Annotated in this window: 14 protein-coding genes and 1 tRNA gene; 5 read left to right on the top strand and 10 right to left on the bottom strand. The window is 63.7% G+C overall.

Annotated elements, in window-relative coordinates; genetic code table 11:
- The 8 genes from K2O51_RS15170 to recA all read right to left on the bottom strand — a co-directional run bounded on the left by K2O51_RS15170 (position 1) and on the right by recA (position 8515).
- The gene (locus tag K2O51_RS15170) at positions 1–1797 is read right to left on the bottom strand and encodes a PglL family O-oligosaccharyltransferase (RefSeq protein WP_220631301.1); all 1797 of its coding nucleotides are present in this window, start codon (positions 1795–1797) and stop codon (positions 1–3) included.
- A gap of 91 nt (positions 1798–1888) precedes the next feature.
- Positions 1889–2407 (bottom strand): pilin, encoded by a 519-nt coding sequence (locus tag K2O51_RS15165; protein WP_220631300.1) that lies wholly within the window; start codon positions 2405–2407, stop codon positions 1889–1891.
- Between the two features lie 313 nt (positions 2408–2720).
- Positions 2721–3416: a TerC family protein gene (locus K2O51_RS15160; RefSeq protein ID WP_011296721.1), complete on the bottom strand. Its 696-nt coding sequence runs from the start codon at positions 3414–3416 to the stop codon at positions 2721–2723.
- 271 nt (positions 3417–3687) lie between these two features.
- Positions 3688–4569 (bottom strand): succinate--CoA ligase subunit alpha, encoded by an 882-nt coding sequence (sucD, locus tag K2O51_RS15155; protein WP_011296720.1) that lies wholly within the window; start codon positions 4567–4569, stop codon positions 3688–3690.
- An 89-nt stretch (positions 4570–4658) separates the two neighbouring features.
- Entirely contained in the window at positions 4659–5828 is a 1170-nt protein-coding gene (gene sucC / locus K2O51_RS15150) for an ADP-forming succinate--CoA ligase subunit beta (RefSeq protein ID WP_011296719.1), read from the bottom strand.
- Between the two features lie 87 nt (positions 5829–5915).
- Entirely contained in the window at positions 5916–6590 is a 675-nt protein-coding gene (locus K2O51_RS15145; RefSeq protein WP_220631299.1) for a DUF2889 domain-containing protein, read from the bottom strand.
- 291 nt (positions 6591–6881) lie between these two features.
- Positions 6882–7352, bottom strand: coding sequence for a recombination regulator RecX (gene recX / locus K2O51_RS15140; RefSeq protein WP_011296717.1), 471 nt, complete (start codon positions 7350–7352; stop codon positions 6882–6884).
- A 101-nt stretch (positions 7353–7453) separates the two neighbouring features.
- Complete coding sequence (recA, locus tag K2O51_RS15135) at positions 7454–8515, bottom strand: recombinase RecA (RefSeq protein ID WP_011296716.1); 1062 nt, start codon at positions 8513–8515, stop codon at positions 7454–7456.
- 261 nt (positions 8516–8776) lie between these two features.
- On the opposite strand from recA, the gene K2O51_RS15130 reads away from it, so the two are divergent.
- From K2O51_RS15130 to K2O51_RS15110, 5 genes are all read left to right on the top strand, one after another.
- Entirely contained in the window at positions 8777–9466 is a 690-nt protein-coding gene (locus K2O51_RS15130) for a response regulator (protein ID WP_011296715.1), read from the top strand.
- 75 nt (positions 9467–9541) lie between these two features.
- The gene (locus tag K2O51_RS15125) at positions 9542–11095 is read left to right on the top strand and encodes a sensor histidine kinase (protein WP_140950784.1); all 1554 of its coding nucleotides are present in this window, start codon (positions 9542–9544) and stop codon (positions 11093–11095) included.
- Positions 11092–11412 (top strand): DUF4212 domain-containing protein, encoded by a 321-nt coding sequence (locus K2O51_RS15120; protein ID WP_011296713.1) that lies wholly within the window; start codon positions 11092–11094, stop codon positions 11410–11412. Before K2O51_RS15125 ends, K2O51_RS15120 begins: the two co-directional genes overlap by 4 nt.
- A 261-nt stretch (positions 11413–11673) precedes the next feature.
- Positions 11674–13371, top strand: a complete 1698-nt coding sequence (locus K2O51_RS15115) for an MFS transporter (protein WP_011296712.1) — start codon at positions 11674–11676, stop codon at positions 13369–13371.
- A gap of 150 nt (positions 13372–13521) precedes the next feature.
- Positions 13522–13598 (top strand) — tRNA-Met (locus tag K2O51_RS15110).
- Positions 13599–13694: 96 nt separating this feature from the next.
- On the opposite strand, the gene K2O51_RS15105 is transcribed toward K2O51_RS15110, so the two are convergent.
- A complete protein-coding gene (locus K2O51_RS15105; RefSeq protein WP_011296711.1) occupies positions 13695–14333 on the bottom strand; it encodes a response regulator transcription factor in 639 nt (212 codons plus the stop codon).
- 150 nt (positions 14334–14483) lie between these two features.
- The gene (locus tag K2O51_RS15100) at positions 14484–14894 is read right to left on the bottom strand and encodes a carboxymuconolactone decarboxylase family protein (protein ID WP_011296710.1); all 411 of its coding nucleotides are present in this window, start codon (positions 14892–14894) and stop codon (positions 14484–14486) included.
- Between the last annotated feature and the right edge of the window lie 9 nt (positions 14895–14903).

Here is a 14903-nt window from a genome sequence, read left to right as displayed (position 1 = left end):
CTATTCCGGCATGCGTCGCGCCTGTTCGCGGATCCATCTGCAGAACTCGCGCGGCCGTTCGGCCTCCGCTAGCTCGTGGCAAGCGTTGTCCAGCGTGGCGTACTGGTTCGGTTCATCGCCAAGATAGTAGTAGCGCAGGCGTTCCAGCCATGCGCGACCCTGCGCGGCATCGCCCGTCAGTGCCATCAGCCAGGCGGTACGGGCAATCATCGTCGGCGTCGGCAGCAGATGCACCGCTGCGATATGGGCAGGCAGCAAATCCGCCGCATTGCCGGGGGTGATGATGACCCGTTCGGCTACATCGGCCGATGCATACGGGCGAAACCAGTATGCCGGCATCGGCAGCGTGGCACGCCGTTCGCGGGGGGCATACTCTCGCGCCTCGGCCCGCCGGTAGTCCTGCCACATCGTCGCGAGCACGATCGCACTGACCGCCGCAAAGCCTGCCAGCAGCCCGAGCGATAACCAGCGCGGCAGATGCCAGCGTCCAAAGCCGGCCGGCTCCAGCCAGCCCAGCATGAAGCAGAACGGCAGGAAGAAGTACAGGTAGTGCAGCGGGTACTCGAGCATCGAATGCGCGCACAGCATGGCCAGCCATGTGAGCACGACGATGGCTTGCGCCCTTCCTTCGTTATCCGCGTGCCAGATGCGCACACGCACCACGCGCCACAGCCATCCCAGCAGTACCAGCGCGACACCGGCCGTACCGACGATGCCGGTCTTCGCCAGCAAATCGAGCACTGCGTTGTGCGCATGCAGTGACATCTCGACCTTTACGCCGACCTGCGGCAACTGCTGGAACTGGGCCCAACCGAATTCGCCCCAGCCGACACCGAGCCATGGGTTCGATCGAAACATCGCCCACGCGTGCGTCCACAGCGCGCTGCGGGCGGACATCTGGTCTGCGGCCTGCAGTTGCGCAAGGGTGTCGAACAGGCGCCAGTCGAAAGCGTTGCCGGCTGCCTTGATGATGGGCTGCAGGACCAGCAAGACGGCGACGATCGCCACCGCTGCGACAAGCAAGCCCGCGGGCCGGCGCATCGGATCGGCATCCCGGCGAGTATCGCGCGCGAGCCACGCGGCGATGACGGCGTACAGCGCTGCGAATCCCACGTGGAGCACGCCGGTGCGGGAACCGGACAAGATGATGCCGCTTTCCAACAGCACCACGGCAATCAGCCACATCGGGAATCGAAGCTTGCCGCGTGAGGCGAGCCAGGTCGCTGCGACAAGCGCCATGCCTTCGACGGTGGCCTGGTGATTCGGCTGGTTCAGGTTGCCCCAGAGGCGGCGGTTGTCGTCGTAGAAATAGGAGGAGACAAGGCCGAAGGAGCGGGACTCCAGGTGAAAGAGCTGGACCCATTGGGAAATGGTGCCGAGGAGGCCTGCGAGGAGGAAGGCGGTGGCGAGGGCGTCAGTGATTGCCGAGCGTGCGTCAGGCGAAGCAGACAAACGGTAACGCCAGACCGCGAGTATGAGCGCCGCGCCGAGACCGAGCGTGAGTTGCGTTGCAAAGCGGCTGCCGGTGACGTCATCGAAGCCCGAGGCGCACTGGATGGCACCGAGAACGATGAGCCACAGCGGAAGGCTTGCGATCCACGGGATGTTTGCATCCGATCGGCGCGAAGACTGGAGTGCGAATGCCGTGAGCAATCCTGCCAGTAGCAGGAACACTACCGCTGCTACCCACTCGCCATAGAACGTAGCCATCGGCAGCGTGTGGCGGGATACGAGCAGCGGGAAGGCAATCGTGAGAACAAGAAAGATCGCCGGAATGGCGGTCTTGGGCTGCGGCATGCGGCGCCTTGTTGGGGAAAAGGCGGATGATAGCTTGGTGAGTAGGCAAAGAAAAAGCGCCCGAAGGCGCTTTTTGCATCGGCTACCAGATTTAGGTACGGCAGGCTGCCGGAGCGAAATTGCCCGCCAGCGTACCTGCTGCGGTAGGGGCCGGGCCAGCAGTCGGCAACGTGGAAGCGGCCTTAGCAGCCGAGAAGCATTCCCACGTCACTGACCCGCCAGTGGGAACGGTGCCAACGGCCAAGTTAGCTGCTGCTGAGGAAGGAACGAGCACCAGCGTGCCGCCACCTGCACGAGCAGGATAAGTGATCGTGATTTCGCCGGTAGCAGCGGTGATACCAACACTCGTAACGTTTTGAGTAGCCGAAGGTGCGGTCCAACCACTAGCAAAAGCCACCCCGTTTGCGGCATTTTCAGTAACTGACGTCTTTGCCGATTCCGCAAGCGACAGGCCTTCGCTGACACGCGATCGAACCAGATAATCTTGATAAGCAGGAATAGCAATCGCCGCCAAAATACCAATAATCGCCACCACGATCATCAGTTCGATCAGCGTAAAGCCCTTCTGAACCCGACGGCCCAGCTTCTTGATTTGTTGTACCCGTTGCATGAGATGACCCCTCGAAGAGATTTTAGGTTGATGCACTGCACGTCTTCGATTTTGTGAAGTGCGGGGAGGCTAGAGCAGGTACTGTGCCAGGCACCGATACCCCACGAATCGGGGGTTAGGCGACAAATTTCGTCACTTGGTGAGCGCGCACGGTGCCCCAGCACCAAAAATTGTCAGTTGTCTGCCAATGTCTCGTGCCAGACCGACAAAATGTGCGATAACTCACATAAGTTAGTTCCGCATTTTCCGGCGCTGCATCAGCAGAAAGGGCAGCCACCAGGGCTGCCCTTTGCTTTGTGGACGCTTGCCTGCGTTAAGCCGTCTGTGCCGTCCGACGGCTCATCAGCTTGCCGACGACCACCACCAGGATCGCGCCGATGGCGCCGAACACCAGATGGGCATGCGGCACGTGCACTTCAAACCAGGCTGCGTCGACCGGATCGCTCACCAGCATTTCGCCAGCCAGATAGCCCAGCAGCGCGGCGCCCAGCACGATGATGACCGGGAAGCGCTCCATGACCTTCAGCAGGATGGTGCTGCCGAACACGATCAGCGGGATCGACAGGCCCAGGCCCAGGATCAGAAGCATCAGCTGGCTGCCTTCGGGGCCCTTCTGCGCGGCGGCGGCGACGGCGACCACGTTGTCGAGCGACATCACCAGGTCGGCGATCAGGATCGTGCGGATGGCGGCCCAGATATTGTCCTTGGCGTCGTGACCGTCTTCGTCATCTTCGCCAGTCAGCAGTTGCACGCCGATATAGACGAGCAGCACGGCGCCGATGATCTTCAGGTACGGCAGGCTCAGCAGCTTGACGGCTGCCACGGTCAGCACGACCCGCATGATGATGGCGGCGGCGCTGCCCCAGAAAATGGCCTTCTTCTGCTGCTTGGGCGGCAGATTGCGCGAGGCGAGCGCGATCACCACCGCGTTGTCGCCTGACAGGACGATGTTGGTCAGGATGATCGATCCCAACGCAATCCAGAACGTGGTGGAAGACAGCAGTTCCACGGCAGTGCTCCTCTAGGTTTCTATCTATATGTCCGACACCGCCCGATTGCGGCAGTTCGGATGTCTGAGAAAACAGACATGTATATCGCGCGAACCTTTCGATTCGGTTTCAAATCACGGGCAATCGACTCCGGAAATACCCTAGGAAGCACGTCGCCACAATGACATTGCCCCCGCACAATGGCGGGGGCAAACCCGTCCCGGCCGAAGTCCGGGGCGGTTCAACACTGGCCCTGGGCGCCACGTGACGCGCAAGGCACGATGGTGTTGCTTACAGCTTTGCCTTCAGCAGGCGAGCCATTTCCGACGGGTTCTTGGTCACCGTGATACCGCAGGCTTCCATGATTTCCAGCTTGGCCTGGGCGGTGTCGGCACCACCCGAGATCAGCGCGCCGGCGTGGCCCATGCGCTTGCCCGGAGGCGCGGTCACGCCAGCGATGAAGCCAACCACCGGCTTCTTCATGTTGTCCTTGATCCAGTAAGCCGCGTTGGCTTCGTCCGGACCGCCGATTTCACCGATCATGACCACGGCGTCCGTTTCCGGATCGTCGTTGAACATCTTCATGACGTCGATGTGCTTCAGGCCGTTGATCGGGTCGCCGCCGATACCGACAGCCGACGACTGGCCCAGGCCCAGCGCGGTCAGCTGGCCCACGGCTTCGTACGTCAGCGTGCCCGAGCGCGACACCACGCCGATGCGGCCCTTGCGGTGGATGTGACCCGGCATGATGCCGATCTTGATTTCGTCCGGCGTGATCAGGCCCGGGCAGTTCGGTCCCAGCAGCAGGGTCTTCTTGTTCTCGCGGCGCATGCGGTCCTTGACTTCCATCATGTCGCGCACGGGGATGCCTTCGGTGATGCAGACCACCAGGTCCAGGTCGGCGTCAACGGCTTCCCAGATGGCGGCAGCGGCGCCTGCGGGCGGCACGTAGATCACGGAAACCGTGGCGCCGGTCTGGGCCTTGGCGTCCTTGACGCTCGCGTAGATGGGAATGCCTTCGAAGTCTTCGCCGGCCTTCTTCGGGTTCACGCCAGCGACGAAGCAGTTCTTGCCGTTGGCGTAGTCACGGCAGCCACGGGTGTGGAACTGGCCGGTCTTGCCAGTGATGCCCTGGGTGATGACCTTGGTGTCTTTGTTGATCAGAATCGACATGCTTTAGTCCTTTGCTTGGCCTTTGGCAGCGCGGGCACGAAGCCACGCGCGCTGCCCAAGTGCGCTTGTGTTTGGTATCGGCGCCCGGCTTACTTCTTGCCGGCGGCAGCGGCCACGACCTTCTGGGCGGCTTCTTCCATCGTGTCTGCGGCGATGATCGGCAGGCCCGAATCGGCCAGCATCTTCTTGCCCAGATCTTCGTTGGTGCCCTTCATGCGCACGACCAGCGGTACCGTCAGGTTCACGGCCTTCGACGCCGAGATCACGCCTTCGGCGATCACGTCGCAGCGCATGATGCCGCCGAAGATGTTCACCAGGATGGCTTCCACGTTCGGGTTCTTGAGCATCAGCTTGAAGGCTTCGGTCACCTTCTCGGTGGTGGCACCGCCGCCCACGTCGAGGAAGTTGGCCGGCTCGCCGCCGAACAGCTTGATGGTGTCCATGGTGGCCATGGCCAGGCCAGCGCCGTTCACCAGGCAGCCGATGTTGCCGTCCAGCGAGATGTAGGCCAGGTCGAACTTCGAGGCTTCGATTTCGTTGGCGTCTTCCTCATCCAGGTCGCGGTAGGCGACGATTTCCGGATGACGGAACAGCGCGTTCGAGTCGAAGTTGAACTTCGCGTCCAGCGCGATGACCTTGCCTTCGCCGGTCAGGATCAGCGGGTTGATTTCGGCCAGCGAAGCGTCGGTGTCGTAGAACGCCTTGTACAGGCCTTGCAGGGCCTGGCGAGCCTGGGCAACCGAAGCGTCGGGCACGCCGATCTTGCGGGCGATGTCGTCAGCGTCAGCGTCGGTCAGGCCGGTCGACGGCTCGATGATCAGCGTGTGGATCTTTTCCGGGGTGTGGGCAGCGACTTCCTCGATGTCCATGCCGCCTTCGCTCGATGCCATCAGGGCGATCTTCTGCGAAACGCGGTCCACCACCAGCGAAACGTACAGTTCCTTCTTGATGTCGGCGCCTTCTTCGATCAGCAGGCGGTTGACCTTCTTGCCTTCCGGACCGGTCTGGTGCGTGACCAGTTGCATGCCCAGGATGTTGGTGGCGTAGGTCTTGACGTCGTCGATGCTCTTGGCAACCTTCACGCCGCCGCCCTTGCCGCGGCCACCCGCATGAATTTGCGCCTTGACCACCCAAACCGGGCCGCCAAGCTCTTCTGCGGCCTTCAGGGCCTCGGCGACCGAGAACGCGGGGATGCCGCGCGGAACCGGCACATTGTATTTGCGCAGGATTTCCTTGCCTTGGTACTCATGGATATTCATGCGTGTTTCCTTTCGGGTAGGCGTAAAAGGTAGAAGGGGAAGAATCTGAAAAAGACGAACTCTCTCGTCCGTGGCCGATCCTGAGAATCAGCCGGAAGTGCCGGTTGGCCGGTCGTACGGAACATTGCCGTTGCCGGCTGCCGCTTGCGCCTGAGGCGTGTTCGCAGCGGCCTGCTCCGCCTCGGCCCGAACCTTGGGCTTCGGCTGGTGACCATACCAGCGCGGGTAAAACTCTCGGACCACCTCGCCGTCGAAACGCAGCGCGTGGCAGCCGTTCAACTGGTAAGGTGGTTCGGGATTGGGATCGTGGTCGGCGCCATCGCGAATGCTGATGACTTCGCCGGCGAAAGCCTGGATCGCTGTACTCGGCAGCACGCCCGCAGCTTCGGTCAGATGCGAGCAGCCCTGGATACCGGACAGGCGCTCCTTGACCGCCTTGCGGAAACCCTTGCGCAGATTCAGCCCGATCAGCTTGCGGTAAGCCGGACCGATCTGATCGCAGTATCCCGGATAAGGCACCCAGTCGGAGCAAGCCTCCGCGTCCAGCACGTTCAACGCCTCGTCGATCGTGACGCGCAGCCACAGGTCGTGCAACGGCTGCCCGACCGGTCGGATGCGGTCGCCCGCCAGGGCGATATCACGGGGCTTGGTGTCGGTCAGGCGCACCTCGATGTCCCACAAGCCGTCTTCCCTGAGGTAAGCCTGGGCCGTAATGGCGCGGGTATGGCGCGGGGAGCGGTTGACGGGCTGGGAAAGAGGCATGACCAGGCTGGGGGAATACAGGTGCGAGGTACCGCGCAAACGCTGCGGCGCCGAAAAACCCGAGGAGTTTAACATGCCGGGGCGCTTTGCCCGGGAACATCGGCACGCGCGAACTGTCGGTGGCGGATTGTCGGCCAACCAGAAAGGGAAAATCGGGGAATACACGCCGTATGCGGCGCACCCGGCGCCGGAGCCGCCTCGCGCTCTCGGGCATACGGTCGAATACACATGTAGCCAGTACTGGTATTCCCTTTTAAACCGGCCCGAAGGGCGACCGCCCGCGCACTCGATTTACTCGAAATCGTCAGGCAGTTCGTCCTCCGCGCCCTGAATCACCTTGCCGATCACCGAACGCGAAAATCCGCGGGCCATCATGAAACGGATCTGCTTGGCCCGCTCTTCCGGCGTCGCCGGCGGGGTGCCGAAGCGCTTGCGCCAGACCTCGCGTGCGCGGTCGGATTCGGTTTCGCGCAGCCGCTCCTGCAGTTCGCCGAGCTGCTCACTGCCAAGCTTGTGGTTCTTGGCCTCCTGCAGCACACGCGCAGCGCCATAGCGGCTGCCACGCCGGTGCAGCAGGCTGTCGGCAAAACGCTGGTTGGACAGCCAGTTTTCGCGCTCCAGCGCATCCAGTAACTGTTCGAGCTGCTCCGGCGATTCCGCGTGCGGCGCAAGCTTGCGCGCCAGTTCGGCGCGGCTATGCTCGCGGCGCGAGAGGTAACCCACGGCGCGGGCCTTCAGGGATAGCGGGGGGCGGGTGGACATCAGCGCGGTTCAGGAAAACGAGGGATCAAGCAAGAGGAAACAAAAAAGGCTGGCGCATCGGCGATGCGCCAGCCCTTGGGAGCGTGCCTGCCGGCCGGCGCTCAGTCTTCCGTCACGACCTCGGCCGCCGGAACACTGTTCATCGGCGCAACGCCCAGCGCGGCGCGGACCTTGTTCTCGATTTCCTGAGCGATGTCGGGATTTTCGCGCAGGTACTCGCGCGCATTGTCCTTGCCCTGCCCGATCTTGTCGCCGTTGTAGCTGTACCAGGCGCCCGACTTCTCGACGATCTTGGCGTCCACGCCGAGGTCGATGATCTCGCCCTGGCGCGAGATGCCCTGGCCATAGAGGATGTCGAAGAAGGCCTCGCGGAACGGCGGCGATACCTTGTTCTTGACCACCTTGACCTTGGTCTCGTTGCCGATCACGTCGTCGCCCTTCTTGATCGAGCCGATGCGGCGGATGTCCAGGCGCACGGAAGCGTAGAACTTCAGCGCATTGCCGCCCGTGGTCGTTTCAGGCGAACCGAACATCACACCGATCTTCATACGGATCTGGTTGATGAAGATCACCAGGCAGTTGGTGCGCTTGATGGTGCCGGTCAGCTTGCGCAGCGCCTGGCTCATCAGGCGGGCCTGCAGGCCGGGCAGCGAATCACCCATTTCGCCTTCGATTTCAGCCTTCGGCACCAGCGCGGCCACCGAGTCGATCACGATCAGGTCGATCGAGCCCGAGCGCACCAGCGCATCGGTGATTTCGAGCGCTTGTTCGCCAGTGTCCGGCTGGGAGATCAGCAGCTCGCCCACGTCCACGCCAAGCTTGGAGGCGTAGTTGACGTCGAGCGCGTGCTCGGCATCGATAAAGGCGCAGGTGCCGCCAAGCTTCTGCATTTCGGCAACGACCTGCAGCGTCAGCGTGGTCTTGCCCGACGATTCCGGGCCGTAGATCTCGACCACGCGGCCGCGCGGCAGGCCGCCGACGCCCAGCGCGATGTCAAGGCCGAGGGAGCCGGTGGAGACCACCTGGATGTCCTTCTCGACCTCGCCGTCGCCCATGCGCATGATCGAGCCCTTGCCAAACTGCTTCTCGATCTGCGAGAGCGCGGCGGCAAGCGCCTTCTGCTTCTCGGCGCTCAGGCCGGCACCTGCCTTCTTGTCATCCATGGTGGTCCTTGAGTCAAATGTTGAGTCAATGGTGGTATAAATAAGTCGAATGTGGCGCGACACCGGCTTTTTCCGATTGTTCCGATCGACTTCCGGATCAGTGCGCCTCAACTACAAAATCACCCGACTGCCTGCACAGCCGCCTTCTGCGGCGGCCTGCGCGGAATGTGCGGGTACTGTATAAAAAAACAGTATGCTTGGCAAGCCCTGTCCGCATCGTTTGCGTGGCGACTGGCAATGCCGGCCGTGGTGGAGACAACCATGCGCATTCTGATTGCCGAAGATGACGATGTGCTTGCCGACGGCCTGACGCGCTCGCTGCGTCACTCCGGCTATGCGGTCGACCATGTCGCGAATGGCCTCGAGGCCGATTCCGCGCTGTCGACCCAGACTTTCGACCTGCTGATCCTGGATCTTGGCCTGCCGCGCATGCCGGGTCTGGAAGTGCTCAAGCGCCTGCGCGCGCGCGGCGCCATGCTGCCGGTGCTGATCCTGACCGCTGCCGACGGCGTCGATGAGCGCGTCAAGGGACTGGACCTCGGTGCTGACGACTATATGGCAAAACCGTTTGCGTTGTCCGAACTCGAAGCCCGGGTGCGCGCGCTGGTGCGCCGCGGCGCCGGCGGCGGCGCGACGCTGATGCGCCACGGGCCGCTCGCATTCGACCAGGTCGGTCGCATTGCCTATATGAACGAGCAGATGCTGGACTTGTCGGCACGCGAGGTCGGGCTGCTCGAGATCCTCCTCACTCGCTGCGGGCGGCTGGTCTCCAAGGAACAGCTCGTGGACCATCTGTGCGAGTGGGGCGAAGAGGTCAGTAACAACGCGATCGAGGTCTACGTGCACCGGCTGCGCAAAAAGATCGAAGTTGGTGGCATCCGCATTGCCACGGTACGCGGGCTTGGCTACTGCCTGGAGAAGTTCCAGCCAAGCGTGGCCGCGCATAGCTGACGCGCATCCGCAGCGCTTCCCGCCACGTTACCGAGCAGCCGATCACTCGACCGAATCCGCCCACACTTTGCCGAGATGAGCTTGCTGCGACTGCCATGGCGACATCCGCCCGCAAAGGATCCCGTCCCTCCCCCCGGTGCCGCCACGCCGGACGACCCGGACGACCTGGCCGATGCTCTGCCCCACCTGGAGGAGAGCACCGGCCAACCTGCTCCGCGCTCGCTGTTCGGCGAGATCCTGGACTGGATGCTGGCGCCGCTGCTGCTGCTCTGGCCGATGAGCATCGCCGTCACGTATCTGGTGGCGAAATCCATCGCCAACGGGCCGTTCGACCGCGCGCTGGAGGCCAGCGCCATCGTGCTGTCGCAGCAGGTCCGCGAAGTGAACGGCCGCGTCACGCTGCAGCTGCCGCTGTCGGCGCGCGAGATCCTGCGCGCGGACGAAACCGACAACATTTACTACCAGATCGTCGGCAAGCGCGGTGAGTATGTGGCCGGCGACCACGACCTGCCACTGCCGTCCGAGGAGGACGAGGGCCATCCCGGCCTGGTATCGCTGCGCGATGACCGCGTGTCGGGCAACGACGTGCGCGTGGCCTATACCTATATCGATCTCAAGAACGTAGGCGGCAACCAGCCCGTGCTGGTGCAGGTGGCCGAGACCCTCGACAAGCGCGCGCGCCTGGCCAACGAAATCATCAAGGGCGTGATCCTGCCGCAGTTCGTGATCCTGCCGCTGGCTGTGGTGCTCGTGTGGTTCGGGCTCTCGCGCGGACTGGCGCCGCTCACGGCGATCCAGCAACGCATCCGCGCGCGCAATCCCGGCGACACCAGCCCCATCGACGAACGCGCGGCGCCGCAGGAAATCACGCCGCTGGTCGCATCGTTCAACGAACTGCTCGCGCGGCTGGACCAGTCGGTGCAGACGCAGAAGCGCTTCATTGCCGATGCCGCGCACCAGATGAAAACGCCGCTGGCCGGACTGCGCATGCAGGCGGAACTGGCCCAGCGCGAACAGTCGCCCGAGGAATTGCGCCGCTCGCTCGCGCAGATCGCCGGCAGTTCGGAACGCACGGCGCACCTGGTCACGCAATTGCTGTCGCTTGCGCGCATGGAAAACCTGGCCGGCGCCGGCAGCATGGCGGCGCTGGACCTGGCCGCGCTCGCGCGCGAGGTCGTGAAGGACTGGCTGCCGCGCGCTTGGGCCCGTCAGATCGACCTGGGACTCGATGCCGACGATCACCCGGTCATGGTGCAGGGCAACCGGCTGATGCTCACGGAAATGCTGAACAACCTGATCGATAACGCCATCCGCTATACGCCGATCGGCGGCCACGCCACCGTGCGCGTCACCGCCGATGCCTTCGAGCCGTTCGCATATCTCGACGTGGAAGACACCGGCCCCGGGATTGCGGCGGCGGACCGCGAGCGCGTGATGGAACGTTTCTACCGCGTGCTCGGCACCAACACCGAAGGCAGCGGCCTGGGCCTGGCGATCGTGCGCGAGATCGTGCAGCAGCACGGCGGTGAAGTCCGCATCGAGGACCACGTCTACCAGCAGGAGCCCCGGCTGGCCGGCGCGCGATTCCGCGTCACGCTGCGCCGTCCCGCACCGGAGGCATCAGCGTGAGCGCGCATCCGCCCGTCGATCCGGCACTCAAACGCTCGTGGCAGCGCAACCGGCGCTGGATCTGCGCGCTGCTCGCGGTCTGGTTCGTCGTGACCTTTGTCGTGAGCTGGTTCGCGCGCGACCTGCGCTTCGATTTCTTCGGCTGGCCGTTCTCGTTCTGGGTGGGTGCCCAGGGCGCGCTGGTCGTCTATGTCCTGATGACGGCGCTCTATGCCTGGCGTATGAACCGGGCTGACGACGAAGCTGACACGGGCGTTCGCGACGCCCCCCCACTTCCGCAGGGCAATCCCGGCGATGTCAGCAAGGATGCTGCATAGCGTCACACCCGGATAGCGCGACGGCACGCCGTTTGCTGCACATTATCGCTCGCAGTGCAGCACGACAGGTGCCGTTACAGGCGCTGCGCGGGCTAGCGTATACCCCGACCTTTTGCGTGCAATAGCACGGAAATTTGTCAGAACTCAGTAAGTTTCGCCTCCCAGAATCGTTTCAGCTCCGGTGCTGCGGCTCCGCAGCGCGCCATGTCTTGCGGTGCGTCCGCGGCCTCACCGGTGACCCATTCAGACGGAGGAGACAACATGGCAAACACGCAAAACGTAGCGATGCCCGGCGGAGGCGCGCAGAACGCACCGATGACAACCGAGGAGAAGAAGGTCATTCTGGCCTCGTCGCTCGGCACGGTGTTCGAGTGGTATGACTTTTACCTGTACGGCTCGCTGGCGGCAGTGATCGCCAAGCAGTTCTTCGCCGGCCTGGACCCGACCTCTGCGTTCATCTTCGCCCTGCTGGCATTCGCGGCAGGCTTCATCGTGCGCCCGTTCGGCGCGCTGGTGTTCGGCCGCCTCGGCGACATGATCGGCCGCAAGTACACCTTCCTGGTGACGATCCTGATCATGGGCCTGTCGACGTTCATCGTCGGGCTGCTCCCGGGCTACGCCACCATCGGCTGGGCCGCCCCGATCATCCTGATCGCGCTGCGCATGCTGCAGGGCCTCGCGCTCGGCGGCGAGTACGGCGGTGCCGCCACGTACGTGGCCGAGCATGCGCCGCACGGCAAACGCGGTTCCTACACGGCCTGGATCCAGACCACCGCGACGCTGGGCCTGTTCCTGTCGCTGATCGTGATCCTGCTGTGCCGCGAGCTGACCGGTGCCAACTTCGAAGCCTGGGGCTGGCGTATTCCGTTCCTGGTCTCGATCCTGCTGCTGGCCATGTCGGTGTACATCCGCCTGTCGATGAGCGAGTCGCCGGCGTTCCAGCGCATGAAGGCCGAGGGCAAGACCTCGAAGGCTCCGCTGACCGAAGCGTTCGGCCAGTGGCGCAACCTGAAGATCGTGATCGTGGCGCTGGTGGGCCTGACCGCGGGCCAGGCCGTGGTCTGGTACACCGGCCAGTTCTACTCGCTGTTCTTCCTGACGCAGGTGCTCAAGGTCGATGCCAAGACGGCCAACCTGCTGATCGCCGGCGCGCTGGTGATCGGCACACCGTTCTTCCTGTTCTTCGGCTCGCTGTCGGACAAGATCGGCCGCAAGTGGATCATCATGCTGGGCTGCGCGCTCGCCGTGCTGACTTACTTCCCGCTGTTCAAGGCCCTGACGCACTATGCAAACCCGGCGCTCGAGCGTGCGCAGCAAACCGCGCAGATCGTTGTCACCGCCGACCCGAAGCAGTGCTCGTTCCAGGGCAGCCCGATCGCACGTGAAATCGACTTCCGCAGCTCCTGCGATATCGTCAAGCGTACGCTGGCCCAGGCATCGGCAAGCTATGAAGTGGTGCAGGCTCCGGCCGGCACGGTCGCTTCGGTGAAGATCGGCGACAAGGAGATCAAGGCGTTCGACGCTACCGTCACGGGCGGCCACAGCTTCGACGATGCCAGCAAGAAGCAGATCGCCGCGTTCAAGAAGGAGGTCGGCGAGTCCATGGCCGCGGCAGGCTACCCGACCAAGGCTGATCCGGCGCAGATGAACACCATCATGGTGCTGGTGGTCCTGGTGATTCTGGTGATCTATGTGACGATGGTGTACGGGCCGATCGCCGCCATGCTGGTGGAAATGTTCCCGACGCGTATCCGCTACTCGTCGATGTCGCTGCCCTACCATATCGGCAACGGCTGGTTCGGCGGGCTGCTGCCGACCATCTCGTTCGCGCTGGTCGCCCAGAACGGCAACATCTACTACGGCCTCTGGTACCCGATCATCATCGCCGCCGTCACCTTCGTGGTCGGTGCCCTGTTCGTGCGTGAAACCAAGGACGTGGACATCTACGCCCACGACTGAGCAACAGGTTAAGGCGAGACCGACCCGGTAATCGGTCGCTCCAGCCGGCAGGCCGCAAGGCCTGCCGGTTTTCTTTTCGGCGCCCTGCAAACATCTTCTCGATAAGGTGTTGACAGTCACGAAAATACCAGTACAATAGCGGTCTTCGTTGGCGAATTAGCTCAGTCGGTTAGAGCGACGGAATCATAATCCGCAGGTCCGGGGTTCGAGTCCCTGATTCGCCACCATCTATTTGAAAAGCCGCGATCCCGCAAGGGTTCGCGGCTTTTTGCTTTGCCGGCGTCCGATGTCTCGCTGCAGATCGACGTCTCCGCCCAGAGCCATCACAGCAACCGGTGCTGGCGCGCATAGTCGACCATCTCGACCACCGACCCCACGTTGAGCTTGCACATGATGTTGGTCTTGTGGGTGCTGACGGTCTTGCTGCTGATCAGCAGCCGCGCGCCGATCGTCTTGTTGGAATGGCCACGCGCGAGGTACTGGAGCACCGTGAGTTCGCGCGCGGTCAGCCGCGCGAGCTTGCCGGCCGATGGCAGGCGCAACTTGCGCGCGGCGTCCAGCGTATGCGTCGGAAAGACCAGGTAGCCGGACATCACGCCGCGCGCGGCCTGGACCATTTCCGCGAGATCGCGCTGCCGCGGCACGAAGCCGTGGGCGCCGGCGCGCAGCGCCTGAACGGGCGCCATCGTCGCATCGCTGTCGGACAACACCAACAGCCGCACGTCCGGATGGCGCGCAGCCAGACGCTTGATCAGCGTGATGCCGGCCTGCCCCAGCGCGTCCAGCTCGACGACCACCAGCCCCGGCTGGCGCTCCCGCACCATCTGCTGGGCCTGCCGCACATTGTCGGCCAGCAGCGTCCGGCGCGCACCGAGCGCGTGGGCAAGCTGCCACGACGCCTCGCCGGGCGGCACCGGCCGCGCATCGACGATCAGGGCTTCATCAAACGGGATGGGGTCCAACTCGCGGCTCCTTGGTGAATGGATACCGCGAAGGTTAGGCTCAGCGCGTCACGCCCGAGCGCTGAAACGGCTGCATCCGAACGCGAAGCCGTCGCGACGCGTTGCGAGAATTTCCGCTTCAGAATCTTTTTCCGGCCCAAGGCCGGGTAGCTATGCGCCCGCGGCTTCCAGCACTTCGGTGAGCTTGCGGCTGGCGTCAAGCGCGGCTGGAAAGCCGCAGTACACCGCGCTATGCACCATCAGTTCGCGCAGTTCCTGCGGCGTGACGCCGTTGGCCAGCGCGCCGCGCAGGTGGCCGGCCAGTTCTTGCGGACGGTTCAGCGCGATCAGCATCGACACCGTCGCCAGGCTGCGCTGCTTGCGGTCCAGTCCTTCGCGGGTCCAGACCGTGCCCCATGCAAACTCGGTCACCAGTTGCTGCAGGCTCGTATCGCCCTGCTGGGCGGCGGCGTCCAGCGCGCGCTGCACGTGGGCCGGGCCCAGGACTTCCGTGCGCGCGTTGACGCCGGCCTCGAAGGCCGGGTTGTCGGTATAGGCGGATGTATCGACTGGCGTGGTCATGGCAGATCT

Source organism: Cupriavidus pinatubonensis (assembly GCF_019602855.1).
Classification (GTDB): domain Bacteria; phylum Pseudomonadota; class Gammaproteobacteria; order Burkholderiales; family Burkholderiaceae; genus Cupriavidus; species Cupriavidus pinatubonensis.
This window is presented reverse-complemented; position numbering and strand designations above follow the sequence as displayed.

What these genes read in the sequence shown, in the direction of transcription:
- K2O51_RS15170 (WP_220631301.1), bottom strand. Translation starts at nt 1,797, where the DNA reads ATGCCGCAGCCCAAGACCGCCATTCCGGCGATCTTTCTTGTTCTCACG.
- K2O51_RS15165 (WP_220631300.1), bottom strand. Translation starts at nt 2,407, where the DNA reads ATGCAACGGGTACAACAAATCAAGAAGCTGGGCCGTCGGGTTCAGAAG.
- sucD (WP_011296720.1), bottom strand. Translation starts at nt 4,569, where the DNA reads ATGTCGATTCTGATCAACAAAGACACCAAGGTCATCACCCAGGGCATC.
- sucC (WP_011296719.1), bottom strand. Translation starts at nt 5,828, where the DNA reads ATGAATATCCATGAGTACCAAGGCAAGGAAATCCTGCGCAAATACAAT.
- K2O51_RS15145 (WP_220631299.1), bottom strand. Translation starts at nt 6,590, where the DNA reads ATGCCTCTTTCCCAGCCCGTCAACCGCTCCCCGCGCCATACCCGCGCC.
- recX (WP_011296717.1), bottom strand. Translation starts at nt 7,352, where the DNA reads ATGTCCACCCGCCCCCCGCTATCCCTGAAGGCCCGCGCCGTGGGTTAC.
- recA (WP_011296716.1), bottom strand. Translation starts at nt 8,515, where the DNA reads ATGGATGACAAGAAGGCAGGTGCCGGCCTGAGCGCCGAGAAGCAGAAG.
- K2O51_RS15130 (WP_011296715.1), top strand. Translation starts at nt 8,777, where the DNA reads ATGCGCATTCTGATTGCCGAAGATGACGATGTGCTTGCCGACGGCCTG.
- K2O51_RS15125 (WP_140950784.1), top strand. Translation starts at nt 9,542, where the DNA reads ATGAGCTTGCTGCGACTGCCATGGCGACATCCGCCCGCAAAGGATCCC.
- K2O51_RS15115 (WP_011296712.1), top strand. Translation starts at nt 11,674, where the DNA reads ATGGCAAACACGCAAAACGTAGCGATGCCCGGCGGAGGCGCGCAGAAC.
- K2O51_RS15100 (WP_011296710.1), bottom strand. Translation starts at nt 14,894, where the DNA reads ATGACCACGCCAGTCGATACATCCGCCTATACCGACAACCCGGCCTTC.